Genomic DNA, 15,856 nt, shown 5'->3' with positions numbered 1-15,856 from the left:
ATGGCGACCAGTAAGAGAAACACAGCGGATTCCTACACATTGAGAGCCCGCAAGGAAGGCTATCCCGCACGCTCAGTGTACAAGCTGGAAGAAATCCAGAAGGTTTTCCGCATCATCAGACCGGGAGCGAAAGTCCTGGATGTCGGGGCAGCACCCGGTTCATGGACTCTCTACGTCCACCGGGAAATACTCAAGGGAAAAGGTTCCATAGTCGCCGTTGACCTGAATCCTCTTTCCCTCAATCCCCTGCCCCCTTCAGTCATGGAATTTACTGGCGATGCATTCAGTGAAGATATCCGCTCTCTTTTGGTAGTAAATGGGCCGTATGATGCCATCATCAGCGATGCAGCGCCAATGACAACAGGCAATAGGATGGTCGATGTGGCGCGCAGCGAAAACTTGGCGGAAAGTGTTCTGTCTCTTGCCCGTGAACACCTGAAACCCCATGGCAACCTGGTGATCAAGATTTTCCAGGGAGGCGGACACAATGCCGTGCTTGCCGATGTGAAGAAATATTTCATCAAAAGCAAGACTTTCAAGCCTGCGGCGTGTCGTTCTGATTCATTTGAAACCTACATCATCGGACTGGATCTAAAGAAAGAAGTAATGGAAAAAGGGTGAGAGAGACCGGAGGGCTTACTCCGACGCAGGGCGTTCAAGGTTTTTCCTGCCGATTACATAATACGCCACGGCGACCAGTATTCCTCCTACAGCGTTCCCCACCGTAGACCACAAAAGGCCATGGCCAATGCTGATCAAAGGGATGGTTCTGCCGGAAAGGAGCCATGCTGCGCTGAAGAACGACATGTTGGCCACCGAATGTTCATAGCCTGTAGTGATAAAGGCGAAAAGACACCAGAATATCATGATGAGGCGGGCTGTCTCTTCCTTAAGTTTGATGGCGCTGAGCGTAGCAAAGCAGACCAAGAAGTTGCACAGCACTCCTTTGAAGAAGATATTCACCGCGGGAACCGTCATCTTTGCCATGGCTCCGTCAATGAAGAACTGCCGCACGCTGCCATGGGTGGTATCGGCAAAAAGGAACAGAATGGCAAGTAGAGTTGATCCGGCGAAGTTGCCCAGCCAGCTCCAGACGCAGAGCTTCACAGCCTGCCTGACCTTCATCTTCCCAGCCAGGAGTCCGGCGGTGGCAAGCATGGTGTTTCCGGTAAAGAGATTTCCGTCAAGGAGCATCACTAAGCTTAGGGCGATGCCAAACGAAACGCCCATCAGTATTTTGTAATGCGTGATGCCGGAAGCATTGAGATAGCCACCTATCGTATAAATCAGGAACATGCCCAGCCCGACGAAAACGCCCGCCAACATGGCTGCTGAAACTGACGCAGCAGGGTCGTGTCCCAGGACATTAACTTTATGCTCGCCGGCATGAAGGATGGCATTGAGACTGGTGTCGTGGATTTCCATAGAGAAGTCACCTCCCCGGCCACACAAGTCATGTTGCCGTCACTGCGGAAAAACGTCGTATACTATCAAGCCCTGCCAAACCTTTCAAGTGATTTGAGTCACAGATGTTAGAACCGCGCGAGCGGCAACTGAATCACCATCATTTCTGTTGTTATCTACATCATTTTATGCAACAATGATGGAGATAGAACGAGAATGACGGAGATTATCAATGAGAACCTTTGATTATCAGGAAACCCAGACACAGCTTCTTACCTCTGAAATAGTGCAGATGCTCACGCATATCCATGAGTGCAAAGGTCGACAAGATCTCTATATTGAAGCCTATGCTGATTCCCTGACAACCCTTCTTGCGGTTGCAAAAATACAGAGCACCGGCGCATCCAACAGGATTGAAGGAATCCATACGTCAGATGCACGGCTTCGGGAACTGGTACAGCAGAAAGCCGAGCCGAGAAACCGTTCAGAACAGGAAATCGCAGGCTATCGGGAAGTCTTGTCCACCATCCACGAAAGCTATGACTACATGACTCCCCGCCCCAATGTCATTCTCCAACTTCATAGGGATCTCTACCATTTCAGCCCATCCGCAATTGGTGGCATCTATAAGAATTCAGACAACGTGATTGCAGAGATAGATCAGGAGGGCAAAGAAAGGGTTCGCTTCATTCCTGTCCCTGCCTATCAGACAGCGGAGGCCATGGATCAGCTCTGCGAAGCTTTTTTTAAAGCCTGGGAAAATGCTGCCTATGACAAGTTATTGCTGATTCCTATGTTCATACTTGATTTCTTGTGCATACACCCATTCAATGATGGTAACGGACGTATGAGCAGGCTTCTGACTCTACTTCTGTATTATAAGGCCGGTTACATCGTGGGGAAATATATCAGCCTTGAGATGCTCATTGAAAAGACAAAGGAAACATATTATGAAGCCTTGCAGGATTCATCGGCAAACTGGCATGCAGGAAAGAATACTTACGAGCCTTTTGTGAAATACTACCTGGGAATTCTCACAGGGGCATACTCTGAGTTCGAAAACCGGGTAGCCCATCTGAAATACAGGAATCTGTCAAAACCAGATAGGATCAAGGCCGTAGTGGACAGGTCTACAGGAAAGATAACAAAGAAAGAAATCATGGATATCTGCCCGGATATAAGCAAAGTCACTATTGAAAGAACCCTCACCCAGCTGGTGAAAGATGGTTTCCTCATAAAAGCAGGAGCAGGTTCGACAAGTGGATATGTAGTGAACAGGAAATAAGAACCAGTCGAAAAAGTTTTCCAGAATAATTTCTTATGGCCTGGACTCTGGGTCGCGTATAGTGAAGTTTGCAATTTGCAAAAGAGGATTGAAAAAGAGCCTCCGGAAGTTCAAAAATGTAAGTAACGACTCAAACATGGAGAAAACGACCAGTGATCGAAGAGAATGATATCAAGTTTTTCGAGCAGAAACTACTGGATTTTCAAGAAGAAGAGGATCCCGCGCAGATGGTAGACGTGCCTAGATGATAGAACCGCGCGCGCTTTGCTCTCCTTGCCCGTGGTTTTGTTGACTGAAAACAACCCCGTCGCTATGATTGCCAGCATGAGCACATATTCTTTCAATGAAATAGAAAAAAAATGGCAGAAGTTCTGGGAAGAACACAAGACCTTCCTTGCAAAAGAAGACCCTTCTTTTCCCCCGGAGAAACGTCAGTATGTTCTTGACATGTTTCCCTATCCTTCGGCAGAAGGACTCCATGTCGGACATCCGGAAGGCTACACTGCCACGGACATCTACTGCCGCTTCCTGCGGATGAACGGATACAACGTCCTCCATCCCATGGGCTTCGATTCCTTCGGTCTGCCCGCCGAGACATATGCGCTCAAAACGGGAATACATCCCCGCGTCACCACTGAAGCCAGCATTGCCAACTTCCGCAAGCAAATCAAGAGCCTGGGATTCTCCTACGACTGGGACAGGGAAATCTCCACCCATGAACCGGAATACTATAGATGGACCCAGTGGATATTTGAGCAACTGTACAAGATGGGGCTGGCCTATGAGTCCGAAATGCCGGTTAACTGGTGTTCCCACGACAACGCCGTCCTGTCCAATGAAGAAGTGAAGGAAGGCCGGTGCGAACGCTGCGGGACACCTGTCATCCGCCGTAACATCCGCCAATGGGTACTGAAGATTACCGCCTACGCTGACAGGCTCATTGACGACCTGGATGGCTTGGACTGGCCTGAATCCGTGAAGCAAATGCAGCGCAATTGGATTGGCCGTTCAGAGGGAGCTTCCGTCTTTTTCAAGGTTGATGGTCACAATGAGAACCTGGAAGTCTACACGACCCGCTGCGATACTCTTTTCGGCGCAACGTACATGGTCATTTCCCCTGAACATCCACTGGTCGGGAAACTGACGGCTCCTGACCGGAAAAAAGAAGTTGAAGCATATATCCATCAAGCCGCCCACAAGAGCGACCTGGAAAGAACCGACCTTGCAAAGGACAAGACCGGTGTCTTTTCCGGCAGCTATGCCGTCAATCCCGTCAACGGAGAACGCATCCCCATATGGATTGCTGACTACGTACTGATTTCCTATGGCACCGGAGCTATCATGGCAGTACCCGCCCATGATACACGGGACTGGGAATTTGCAAAGAAGTTTAATCTCCCCATAATCGAAGTCCTCAAGGGAGAAGGAGATGTACAGGAAGCGGCATGGATCGAGGACGGCATCCATGTGAACAGTGGTTTCCTCGACGGCCTGGATAAAGAAGACGCCATAGCCACCATGCTTTCATGGCTGGAAAAAAATAAACTGGGACACAAGACGACCAACTACAAACTGCGCGACTGGATTTTCAGTCGGCAACGATATTGGGGAGAGCCTATCCCCCTCGTCCATACCCGTGATGGCGCCGTAGAACTGATTCCTGAGAACCAATTGCCCCTGCTTCTTCCTGAAATAGAGCGTTACCAACCCGCAAGCACCGGAGAGAGTCCTTTGGCAAATGTGACCGAGTGGGTGGAAACCCAAAGCCCGGTCGACGGCTCCCCAGCCCGACGCGAGACCAATACCATGCCCCAGTGGGCAGGATCATGCTGGTATTTCCTCCGCTATCTCGATCCTCACAATTCCGAACGGTTCGTCAGCAAGGAAGCCGAGGAATATTGGATGCCGGTAGACTTGTACGTAGGAGGAGCAGAACATGCCGTCCTGCACCTGCTCTATGCCCGCTTCTGGCACAAGGTTCTCTACGACCTGGGACACGTCTCCACCAAGGAACCTTTCCAGCGGCTGGTGAATCAAGGCATGATTACTTCATTCGCCTATCAGCGTCCTGACAAAAGCCTGGTTCCGACGGACATGGTTGAAGAACTGCCCGACGGCTCCTTCATGGAAAAGCAAACCGGCATTGCGCTGGAGAGAGTCATAGCCAAGATGTCCAAGAGCTTGAAGAATGTCATCAATCCTGACGACATTGTGCGTGAATATGGCGCCGACACCATGCGGATGTACGAGATGTTCATGGGGCCTTTGAGAGAATCGAAGCCATGGGCTACCACGAGCCTGATTGGTATTTGGCGTTTCCTTGACCGTATCTGGAGACTCCATGAAGATCGTGCCATTTCCGAGGAAGCTCCTTCCGCTGAATTGCTCAAGACCCTGCATAAGACAATCAAGAAAGTGACGACCGATACGGAAGCCCTGAACTTCAACACGGCGATCAGTCAGATGATGGTACTGGTCAATGAGATGTACAAGTGTGATGTCCTCCCCCGCGAGGTATGGGAGAGCTTGCTCCTGTTGCTTTCCCCTTATGTACCCCATATCGCTGAAGAATTGTGGGAAAGAGCCGGACACACGCCATCCATTGCCTACGCAAGCTGGCCGACCTATGCCGAGGAACTGACTCAAGACGATGAGGTTGAACTGGTCATCCAAGTGAACGGGAAACTCCGCGCGCGCGTGGTCGTTGCCAAAGGACTGTCCCGTGACGAGGCTTTGGCGACCGCCCGTGCAAATGAGGTAGTCAAGGGCTGGATTGAGGGCAAACCCATCGTCAAGGAAATCTTTGTCCAGGACAAGCTGGTCAACATAGTGGTGAAGGGATAAACGGCGAAAGGCTAAAAAAGTCAGAAAGAGAAAGTATAAAGGAAATCTCCGCTCCCCATTCTTCCTATGATCTCAAGCAAGCATGAACAGCCAGAAGAACGAGAAGCGGAGAATGTTATTCTTCCACAGGGATAGTCACGCAGCCATCAGGAAAAACAATGACCTGAGGTGTATCAATGCCTTTGTCATGCATGACCCCGATTGCCTTGGTGATTGCTTCCTGGACAGTGCCGACCGGTGTCAGAAAAAGACTTTCCTGAAGCCCGGCATCCAGATTCGTAACGGCAAAAACCGTCATCCGCTGCATGATGGCAGCCATCTTTGCAGCCTTGTGATAACCCAGCTTGTATTCCCGACTTATCCTCTCCAACGCATCTTCCGGAGAAGAAGAACGGGCAAGAAGATCAGCAAAAGTCTTGCCCCCAATCCCTTCCCTGCAAGCGGATACCAAAATCAGGATGCCTCCGTCTTTTACCGCATGCGCTCCATTGTCAATCGCTTTCTGGGACTGATACAGATTGATGTCCATGGGAAATTTGGCAACAGATATGACAATGTCCGCTTTCCGGGGAATCTTCACGCAGAAAACCTTTTTGGCGACATCCACCGCGGCATGGAATGAATCAGTGATGTCTCCCGCCGTGACAGCCGCAATTCCCTGTTCCTTATCAAGAACAGACATGATGGAAAACACAGGCGCGGAAATATGGCGCAGGGCATCCATCATATCTTCATGTACAGGATTGCCTTCCAATGCCAGCGACTGAGCTTTTTCAGACAATGCAAGCCTATGGTTTGCAACTATGGTCTCATATCCGGCGACACCGGGCAGGAAAGCCTTGCGGCCGCCTGTGAAACCGGCGAAATAATGTGGCTCGACACTTCCGATAATGATGATTCTGTCAAACAGGAACAACCTTTTGTTCAAAATGATGGGCGTTCCGTTGCGCGTGACCCCCAGATTCACAAGCTCATCCACATCCTGGGAATCATGAGATATACAACAGTTTTTCAGGCGTGCGGCCAAAGAACCGAACAACTGCCCGAATTCTTCATCCGTGGCTCCCCGATGGGCACCGGTGGCAATAAGTATGCCAAGCCCGCTTTTCTCGGTGATGCCATACCGTTCCAGCAGAGGAAGAAGCGTCGCGATGATCGTTCCTGACGGCGTAGGGCGTGTCGCGTCATTGATGACAAGAAGGACTGTCTTCGCCCCTTCAAGGAACCCATTGAAGTCCGGTCCTCCGTATGGAGCGAACAAGGCATTGCGGATGGCCTCGGAGATATCTGACGGCTCATCCACAGCATTAGGCTCAAACACCCCCAGGAGATTTTCCTTTTTTATATCGACCGCAATGTCCTTCTTCACATATTGAATGTGTATCATGTCTTCTATCATCCCAGTGTTTTTCTCACGGTTTCAAGGACTTCAGGAGGAACGTAGGCTTTTTCCATGGCGACGATAAGCGGCAACTTTTTTCCCGCAAGGAATCTGACCATCGCCCCACCGGCAGTACAAACATAGGAGAAATCCTGCAAGTCCGTGAAACGTGACGCGGCGTTAATCGTGTCTCCTCCCCCGACTACGGTATATCCCGGAGAAGACGCAATGGCCTGCCAGATTTCCTGAGTTCCCAACGCCCACCGTTCATCCTCATAGACTCCCGCAGGGCCATTGACAAAGATTGTCGCGCTCATGGAGAGTTCCCGCTGGTATTTCTCAATTGTCCTCTGACCTATATCAGGAAAAAGCTTGTCTTTCAGTTCCGGCGAAAGAGGCGAAAGAGAAGATACTGATGTTTCCTGCCTTTTGCCGTCCTGTTCATAGGCAAGGTCTTCCGGATACATGAATTTATCTCCCCACGCCGAAAGAAGCTGGCGGGCTTCTTCAATGAAACCTATGAGATCCCTGTCCTCAAGGAATTTCATCGTCGCATGACCCAGATCTATGCCATCTGCCAGCGCCATGACAAGTCCTGTGATTCCCGCCGTCAGTATTTTGTCCGCGGTTCCCGATTCCAGGACATTCCTCATCATGCCGAAAGCATCAGAAATCTTACCGCCGCCAAGAACAAAGACACAGGGATGCGCAGGATGCGCGGTGACTTTGGAAAGCGCCGTATATTCCGCTATAAGCTGTCGTCCACCAGACGTGGGAAGTAATTCCTGGAACGCTACCATGGAAGGACAGTTCCGATGAGCGGCCGCAAAAGCATCATTCACATAAAAGTCCACGACCGGGGTAAGTGAACGGACAAGCCATGTATCGAACATTCCCTTCGGCTCCAGTTTGACTTCCTTCTCAAAAGCCGTGACTTCTTCGCTCAGATACCTGAGATTCCCCAGGACGACAGCCTCTCCTTTTTTCAATTTTTTGACAGCCTGAACCGCCGCGGGACCGCAGACATCATCACTATACGCAACAGGATGTCCGGTCATCCGCTCCAGTATGGCGGCATGTTCTTCCAGCGGTATAAGATTCTGATAATCCAAGGTATCTCCCTGATGGGCTATCAGAGCGACCTTCGCACCTTTTTCCAGAAGCTCCCGCAAGGTCAGAGCCGCTTTTTCAAGCCTGTTGATGTTGGCGATACGCTTGGTCTTGGGGTCAAGGGGAGAGTTGATGTCAGGACGGAAAAGAACCGTCCGCCCTGAAAAATCAAAATCATCCAAGGTATTGATTTTTACGAAATCTTCCATTTTCCAATCCCCAGATATGTGTTTGTCTCGGCAGTTCCCTCGTCCCGTGTAAGCTGCATTTTCATGGACGCACGGATGGCATCTATGTTTTCAGGAATGACGACCGCTTCCTGCGGGATGTTGATGGCAAACATGATGTCCCGACCGCTTTTGACTATCGAATCACGCCAGATTGCAATTTCATACATGTCACCCCGTGGATTTCCCAAGTCACGCGCATAGCGGAACAGACTGGCGTTTCCCTGGAAACCTTCATCTATCGAGACAAGCCTGATACGAGGATGTCCGTCAAAATACATGAGAGCTTCCGCAACACTGATGTCTTTCTTTGGAGTCAGAACAACGGTGATGATATGACCATGAGTGACTGGAGTATGGACAAGGATTCCTGTTGCTTCGACATGCGGCATGATGGTCATGAGGTCGAGCGCCTGGTGGCTTGGAGCCTTGTCAATCTGCAAGGCGTTCGTCAGTCCCCGATGATAATCACCAGGATCGGCGACCCTCCGTATGATTGTAATGGCGACTTTCTCCACGCCGACCGCCCTGTCCAGGCAATCGACAGCTCTGATCAACCCTGTCGTATTGCACGATGTCAGCTTGAGGAAATCAGCTCCCACTCCTTTTTCATAATTCGCATATCCATGGAAAAAAACATCGGCGACAGTGTTCTTTTCTCCGCCCTGGAATATTGCTTTCTTCCCGTACTTCTCGTAGAGAAGCTTGTTCTTTGCGCCGACGCCGGCACTGGTCGCGTCAAGCATGATGTCCGACTGTCTGACCAAATCATCAAGGTCGCCGCTGACAGGAATACCGGCGGCCTCAAGTTCAGCCTGTCTTTCAGGAGCAGCCGTAAAGAACTTGTAGGGCATCCCCTTTTCTTTCAACGCCTTCACGCTAAGCGTAGGGGCTACATCGGCAACACCAACAAGCTCCATATCTCCCTGGAGTGCGACACCATCAGCGAGACGTTGCCCTATCACGCCATATCCTGCAACTCCGACTTTAATTTTTTTCATGATTACACCTCACTCCAGATAACTCCAGATAACTCTAGATACCAGCTAAACTCCGGCCTTATCCCTGATGAAGGAACGCGCCTTGAGCGCATATTCCAATGGATTGGCCTTGGCCGGATCCTGTTCCGCCTCGACCACCCACCATCCGGAGTATCCTCGTGTGATCAGCTCCTTGAAGATCGGTTCAAAGGATATGCTGCCGTCTCCGGGGACAGTGAAGACACCGTTCTTCACGCATGTCAGGAAAGACCATTTCTCCGCAATGGCTTTTTCCCTGCGTTCCTTGCGGACATCTTTCAGATGTACATGCCAGATGCGGGGAAGCCACTTTTTCAAGGAATCCACGGGATTTTCACCGGAGAAGGCAATATGTCCGCAGTCGTACAACAATCCGACAAGCTCCGGATCAGTCGATTCCATCAATCTGTCGATTTCTTCGGTCGTCTGTACCCCAGTTCCCATATGATGATGGTATGTAAGGCGGATATCTTTCTTCAAAGCTGCTTCACCCAGCCTGTTGAGACCTTCGGAAACCTGCTTCCATTGGCTTTCGGAAAAGAAAGGCTTCTTATCAAACACAGGAAGATCCTGACGACCCTGGATGGAATTCCCTTGCTCGGCCACCCCCACCACCTTTGCTCCCATGGCATGGAGGAAATCACAATGAGCCAGGAAATCTTTCTCGACTTCTTCATACGGCCTGGAAGTCAGATACATACTGAACCATGCGTTACAGATGGAAAGCCCACGGAGTCCAAGCGCTTTTTTCAAGACCGCAGGATCCTTCGGATACTTGTTCCCTACTTCACACCCTGAAAAACCTGCCAGAGCCATTTCACTCACGCATTGTTCAAAAGGTATCTCCCCGCCAAGCTCAGGCAAATCATCATTCGTCCATCCAATAGGGGCTATGCCCAATCTGATTGCGTCATCACTCATATCTTTCCCCCTTCTGCAAAAATTCTTCAAAATTTCCTTGTCTTCTCGATTTCATCCTGCATCCGTTCCCATGCCGTCACGACATCAGGATTTTCCGACACTTCGGCAATACCGACTCTCCACCACGCCTCATAGTTTCCCGTCATTGACTTCGGCGTCACATGCACATGTACGACAGTCGGACGAGTTTCCTTCAACGCCCGGCGAGTCGCGTCCTCCAGTTCCTGGATTGTATCCGCCCGGAGCCCGACGGCTCCCCAGCTTTCCGCGTTCTTCGCATAATCGACGGCAAGGGATGCTCCGGTCAGTCGTCCCGTACTCTCCTCCCGCACTTTCCATTCGTTTCCATAGTGGACAATGCCTTGGCTATGCTGGAGATTGTCTATGCACTGGAAACCAGCATTGTCCAGGACAAACACAATTATCTTCTTGCCCTCCTGGACAGCCGTCAGCAGTTCAGAATGAAGCATTGCATACGCTCCATCACCAATGATGACGACGACTTCCCTGTCAGGATGCGCAATCTTTGCGCCCAAGGCAGCAGCTATCTCATATCCCATGCATGAGAAAGCGTATTCCACATGATATGTCCCCGTTACACGGGTACGCCATACACGCTGCATGTCGCTGGGAACTGAACCTGAACCTGAAATCACAACGGCATCATGAGGAAGCAGTCTGTCATTCAGTTCTCCAATGACCCGCGCCTGTGACAATCCACCGCTGACTTCTTCGGAATATAACCGGCAGACTTCCTTGTCCCACTGTCCTTTGATATCCGGGACTTCCTTGCCCCATGCCGTTTCATATGCGCCGAGGGAAGAATCACGGAGCAACGCCTCCAAGAAAGCCTTTGCATCGGAGACAATCGGTTCACTGTTCATCTTATAGGCATCGAAACCAGAGACATTGACCGACAGGAACGTGCAGTCAGGATTCTTGAACAGCCACTTCGAGCAGGTGGTGAAGTCTCCGAGCCGGGTACCAATGCCAATGACAAGGTCAGCATCCGCCGCAATCCTGTTTGCAGCCAGGCTGCCTGTCGTTCCAATCCCGGAAAGGTTATACGCGTCATCCCAGGGAATCACGCCTTTGCCTGACTGGGTTTCTCCGAAAGGAACATGGAACTTATGACAAAATTCCCGCAGCACATCACCCGCTGAAGAATACCTTACGCCCCCACCGCAGATGACCAAGGGTTTGCGGGATTTCCGAATTGCATCGGCAGCCCTCTTTATCTGTGCTTCGGTCGGCATCCGTCTCTCGATATGATGGATACGCTTCTCAAAAAATTCTTGGGGATAATCATATGCCTCGCCCTGTACATCCTGGGGCAAAGCAATGGTGACAGCCCCGGTTTCTGCGGGATCCGTCAATACCCGCATGGCATTGAGCATGGCGCTCATCACCTGTTCCGGCCGGTTTATCCTGTCCCAATAGCGGCTTACGGCACGGAAGGCATCATTCGCCGTAATTGTATAGTCGTAAGGAATCTCAATCTGCTGAAGAACCGGATCAGGCTGCCTACAGGCGAACACGTCTCCCGGCAGCAGCAGAACCGGCAGATGGTTTGCGGTAGCCGTACCCGCGCCAGTTACCATGTTAAGAGCCCCCGGCCCTATTGAAGACACGACGGCCATGATTTTCAGCCTGTTGTTTTCCTTTGCATACGCGGTGGCGGCATGGACTGCCCCCTGCTCATTCTTCGCTTGATAAAAAGGCAGTTTGTTGCTTTCCGCGGCAAGTGCTTCTCCAAGACCGACGACACTTCCATGTCCGAAGATGCCGAAGACCCCCGTGACAAACTTTGTTGTCTGGCCGTCAAAGTCTACATACTGATTATCAAGAAAACGGAGAAGAGCCTGTGCCATTGTCAGTCTGATTTTTGCCATATAGAAACCCAATCCTTTTATTTTACTTTTTCTTCGGAGCCCAGATTTCCGCGCCGGACTCTGTAACCCACTGATACTGCGGTGGAACATGCTGAACGGCGTAACGGTTCCCTTCGATATGTCTGATAATCCATATATACCACATGGCATATCCCGGAGCCGTGACATGGGGATGAACTTCATGGTCATGAATAAGAATCGTATCCCGATCCTTGATAAGACAGGGAGTTTCTCCGATGGCGCAGAAACCGAATCCCTGACCGGGAAGGAACCGATAGTGATAGATTTCCGGCTGTGGATGATGGTGAGGCGGGTAACTGGACCATTTCCCCGGAACCCCTATGACCTCCCCGATGACAAGATTCGATTCCGGCCTGTTGGTATCATCAAAAACAGTCCTGACAATACGGGTCGATGTCTCGTTCATCATCCCTTCACCACGAAATTCACTCCTGCATTCTTCCGGGGTAAAGAGACGGGACGCAAACTGTAGAGGATTGTCCGTAGCGCTACGATAGAACTCTGCTCCCCCCTTGCCGGCAACGATGGAAACATCCACAGCCGAGGGAACGGACAACACCCATGGTTCATGGTCGAACAAGTCAGGGCGGGAGATGGACAGTCGTTCCTTTCCCCAGGAAATCTTTGCGTTCCCCTGAGCCAGGAGCCAGACGCGTTCTTCTCCTGAGACCCGTCCTGTATCAGTCCATGTATCTCCTTCCTTGAGGGAAAGGACTCCGAAGCTCATGAACATATCGGAAGTAGGACCCGTCCCTGGAACCAGATCCGTGTATCCATGGACATAAGGACCGCTATGCCGCATCTGCGTTGTCATTGCCGCACTCCCAATTCTTTTTTCATTTCCCTGATTGTCACCGGACGGCCTTCCTTCAACGACTTCCCTGCCGCCAAAGCCGCAATCATGTCCTCAAGACCATCTTCACCCGTGACTTCCACATCATGCTTGCCGCCAATTGCCTCAATGAAGGAATTGATTTCACTGACAAACGCACCCTTGTACCGTTCAAGGAAAAAATACAGCGGCTTGTCTCCCGCAACCCCTTCGGCAGTGGAAAGTTTCACTGTTGTCTCCGTATCATTGAACGCTTCGGCGGAACCTTTTGAACCAAAGACTTCAACCCGTTGGTCGTACCCATAGACAGCCTGACGGGAATTATCAATGACACCAATGGCTCCATTGGCAAATTTCAAGGTAACTATGGCAGTATCAATGTCCCCGGCTTTCCCTATCTCCGGATCTACGAGCACGGAGCCAATGGCATGTACCTCGGTGATGTCACTGCCCGCCTGGAACCTGGCCATATCAAAATCATGAATCATCATGTCCAGGAAAATACCCCCTGATGAGGCGACATAAGCAGGGGAAGGCGGCGCGGGATCACGTGATGTAATCTTCACTATGTGGATGTCCCCGACCGTGCCTGCCTTGCTCAGCTCCCGTATTTTCCGGAAGTTATGATCGAACCGGCGGTTGAAGCCAAGCTGAAGCCTCACGTTGTTCTTTCGTGCAGTCTCCACGGCCAAAAGACCTTTCTGGACGGAAAGGTCGATGGGTTTTTCGCAGAAAACATGTTTGCCAGCTTTCGCCGCGGCAATGATCATGTCGGCATGCGTCTCCGTCGAGCTACAGATGATGATTGCCTGAATTTCAGAATCAGTGATGATGTCTTGCGGATTCGCCGTTATCCTGAGGATGCCCAGTCCTTGCGCCCATGAACGTATATCTTCCGTCATGTGTACATCGGAAATTCCAGCAATCACGACACCGGGTACCAGACGGGAAATATTTTCCGCATGTAGTTTGCCGATGCGACCGGCGCCAATGATTCCGATAGCCATCTTCTTTTCCATCTTTTTACCTCACTGGTTTCTTGACGAACAGGACATCAGTTACCCTTAATATTTTGGTAACGTTACCAGACTTTTCAAGTATACATCCATAAAAAAATTTGTAAAGACATTTCACTCTGCATCCTTACAAGATTCCTAAACCGTGTCTTCTTCATTAAATTAATCCCCAAAATATGCATTTTACATAATAAATAGATGATTAAAGGAACATACACGAACACCAGAATCAAATTAGGAAAATAAATATTTGACAAATGCCGAAATCGATGAGATTGTTTTGTTGGTAACGTTTTCAACATGGACATCCAAAAAGAGCCATTTGTGCTTCATCATTGGATTAATCCCTGTAGCAATCCCCTGCCCTGGTAAAAAAGGAGCGTGTCAATGGAAGACAAGAATCTGTTGGAGTTGAGAAACATCACGAAACGGTTTACCGGGGTTCTGGCTCTTGATTCTGTAAGCATGCATGTCCGTCAAGGGGAAGTACACGGACTTGTCGGTGAGAATGGCGCGGGAAAATCGACGTTGATAAAAGTCCTCGCGGGAGCGCATTCCCCGGATTCAGGAGAGATTTATTTTGATGGACAGGTCTTCCCCTCCCTTACACCCCATCAGGCTATGGATCTCGGCATTGCCTGCATCTACCAGGAACTTAACCAAGTCCCCCATATGACAGTGACGGAAAACATATTCCTGGGACGTGAATTGAAGAAAAACAGACTGTTCCTTGACAGGGCCGAAGCAAACAGGAGAGCGACGGAAATCCTCAAGGAATTTGAACTGGACATTGATTCCACAACGCCGCTCGGTTTGCTGGGCGTAGGCCAGTGCCAGATGATAGAAATATGCAGAGCCGTCCATGCCGAAGCAAAACTGATCATCATGGATGAACCAACCGCCAGCCTTAGTGAGAAAGACGCCGGGGAGCTTTTCAGGATTATCAAGGCACTGAAAGAAAAGCAGGTCACTGTCATTTATATATCCCACAGGCTGGAGGAAGTAAAAAATATCTGTGATTCACTTACTGTCATGCGGGACGGATGTGTCGTCGCCAACAATAGAATCTCCGATGTAACGGTGGACAACATCATCCACCTGATGGTCGGACGTGATATCACGCACAAATATCCCAAGAAAGAAATTGCCATTGGAGAGACTGCCCTTGAAGTCAAGGGACTGACGCGGAAAGGAGTATTTGAAGACATTTCCTTCTCCGTGAACACGGGCGAGATACTTGCCTTTTCCGGGTTGGTCGGAGCCGGACGTACCGAGATGGTAAGGGGGCTGACCGGTACCGATCCATCAGACAGCGGAGAGGTCACTGTCTTCGGGGAAAAAGTAAGAATCAATTCTCCGGCGGACTCAATCAAAGCTGGAATAGCTTTTCTCACCGAGGACAGGAAACAGCAGGGATTGATACTTATTCAGTCCATAGAATTCAATTCAACCTTGGTGCATCTGAAGAACTTCAAGAAAAACAAGTTTTTCCTTGATTTGTTCGGGATGAAGAATCACGCCGGGAAGATTGCCAAGGAACTGAGGATAAAAGCTCCGGACACATCAACGCTCGCCGGTCAATTGAGTGGCGGAAATCAACAGAAAGTAGTCCTTGCGAAATGGGTCATGACCCAAGCGAAGATTTTCATTTTTGATGAACCGACACGCGGTATCGATGTCGGCGCGAAAATAGAAGTGTACAACCTCATCAACAGCCTTCTGGAAAATGGCGCCGCCGTCATCATGATAAGTTCTGAGATGGATGAATGCATGGGCATGGCGGACAGGATCATTGTCATGCATGAAGGACGGATCACCGGAGAGCTGCAAAGAGAAGAATTTGACCAAGGGAAAATCATGTATGCCGCATCCGGCATCAGTAGTACATAACGAGTCCACTATAT

12 protein-coding genes are annotated in these 15,856 nt (G+C 50.2%); 4 read left to right on the top strand and 8 right to left on the bottom strand.

Translation table 11 applies throughout. From position 1 onward, the window contains the following. On the top strand, positions 1-621 hold the full coding sequence (locus SPICO_RS00455) for an SAM-dependent methyltransferase (RefSeq protein WP_013738730.1): 621 nt from the start codon (positions 1-3) through the stop codon (positions 619-621). A 15-nt stretch (positions 622-636) separates the two neighbouring features. On the opposite strand, the gene SPICO_RS00450 is transcribed toward SPICO_RS00455, so the two are convergent. Then, entirely contained in the window at positions 637-1,425 is a 789-nt protein-coding gene (locus tag SPICO_RS00450; protein WP_013738729.1) for a formate/nitrite transporter family protein, read from the bottom strand. A 211-nt stretch (positions 1,426-1,636) separates the two neighbouring features. Between SPICO_RS00450 and SPICO_RS00445 the strand changes: the two genes are divergently transcribed. Both SPICO_RS00445 and leuS read left to right on the top strand, forming a co-directional pair. Next, positions 1,637-2,689 (top strand): Fic family protein, encoded by a 1,053-nt coding sequence (locus tag SPICO_RS00445; RefSeq protein WP_013738728.1) that lies wholly within the window; start codon positions 1,637-1,639, stop codon positions 2,687-2,689. Positions 2,690-3,013: 324 nt separating this feature from the next. Further along, positions 3,014-5,533 (top strand): leucine--tRNA ligase, encoded by a 2,520-nt coding sequence (gene leuS / locus SPICO_RS00440; RefSeq protein WP_245523207.1) that lies wholly within the window; start codon positions 3,014-3,016, stop codon positions 5,531-5,533. 115 nt (positions 5,534-5,648) lie between these two features. Here leuS and SPICO_RS00435 read toward each other — a convergent pair whose 3' ends face one another. Genes SPICO_RS00435 through iolG form a run of 7 tightly spaced genes read right to left on the bottom strand, consistent with a single transcriptional unit; the run spans position 5,649 to position 13,955 of the window. Further along, on the bottom strand, positions 5,649-6,920 hold the full coding sequence (locus SPICO_RS00435; RefSeq protein ID WP_148228966.1) for a lactate racemase domain-containing protein: 1,272 nt from the start codon (positions 6,918-6,920) through the stop codon (positions 5,649-5,651). Positions 6,921-6,928: 8 nt separating this feature from the next. Then, a complete protein-coding gene (locus SPICO_RS00430) occupies positions 6,929-8,233 on the bottom strand; it encodes a phosphoglycerate kinase (RefSeq protein WP_013738725.1) in 1,305 nt (434 codons plus the stop codon). Further along, complete coding sequence (locus SPICO_RS00425) at positions 8,218-9,252, bottom strand: type II glyceraldehyde-3-phosphate dehydrogenase (protein ID WP_013738724.1); 1,035 nt, start codon at positions 9,250-9,252, stop codon at positions 8,218-8,220. The genes SPICO_RS00430 and SPICO_RS00425 overlap by 16 nt, the downstream gene beginning before the upstream one ends. Before the next feature lie 45 nt (positions 9,253-9,297). Continuing rightward, positions 9,298-10,191: a myo-inosose-2 dehydratase gene (iolE, locus tag SPICO_RS00420; protein WP_013738723.1), complete on the bottom strand. Its 894-nt coding sequence runs from the start codon at positions 10,189-10,191 to the stop codon at positions 9,298-9,300. Between the two features lie 26 nt (positions 10,192-10,217). After that, entirely contained in the window at positions 10,218-12,083 is a 1,866-nt protein-coding gene (gene iolD / locus SPICO_RS00415) for a 3D-(3,5/4)-trihydroxycyclohexane-1,2-dione acylhydrolase (decyclizing) (RefSeq protein WP_013738722.1), read from the bottom strand. 22 nt (positions 12,084-12,105) lie between these two features. Then, the gene (locus SPICO_RS00410) at positions 12,106-12,918 is read right to left on the bottom strand and encodes a 5-deoxy-glucuronate isomerase (protein WP_013738721.1); all 813 of its coding nucleotides are present in this window, start codon (positions 12,916-12,918) and stop codon (positions 12,106-12,108) included. After that, positions 12,915-13,955 (bottom strand): inositol 2-dehydrogenase, encoded by a 1,041-nt coding sequence (gene iolG / locus SPICO_RS00405; RefSeq protein ID WP_013738720.1) that lies wholly within the window; start codon positions 13,953-13,955, stop codon positions 12,915-12,917. The genes SPICO_RS00410 and iolG overlap by 4 nt, the downstream gene beginning before the upstream one ends. 384 nt (positions 13,956-14,339) lie before the next feature. Between iolG and SPICO_RS00400 the strand changes: the two genes are divergently transcribed. Next, complete coding sequence (locus SPICO_RS00400; RefSeq protein WP_013738719.1) at positions 14,340-15,842, top strand: sugar ABC transporter ATP-binding protein; 1,503 nt, start codon at positions 14,340-14,342, stop codon at positions 15,840-15,842. Positions 15,843-15,856: the final 14 nt, after the last annotated feature.

Source organism: Parasphaerochaeta coccoides DSM 17374 (genome assembly GCF_000208385.1).
Lineage (GTDB): Bacteria > Spirochaetota > Spirochaetia > Sphaerochaetales > Sphaerochaetaceae > Parasphaerochaeta > Parasphaerochaeta coccoides.
Note: the sequence above shows the minus strand (reverse complement) of the source record. Positions and strands in the feature narration are given on the sequence as shown.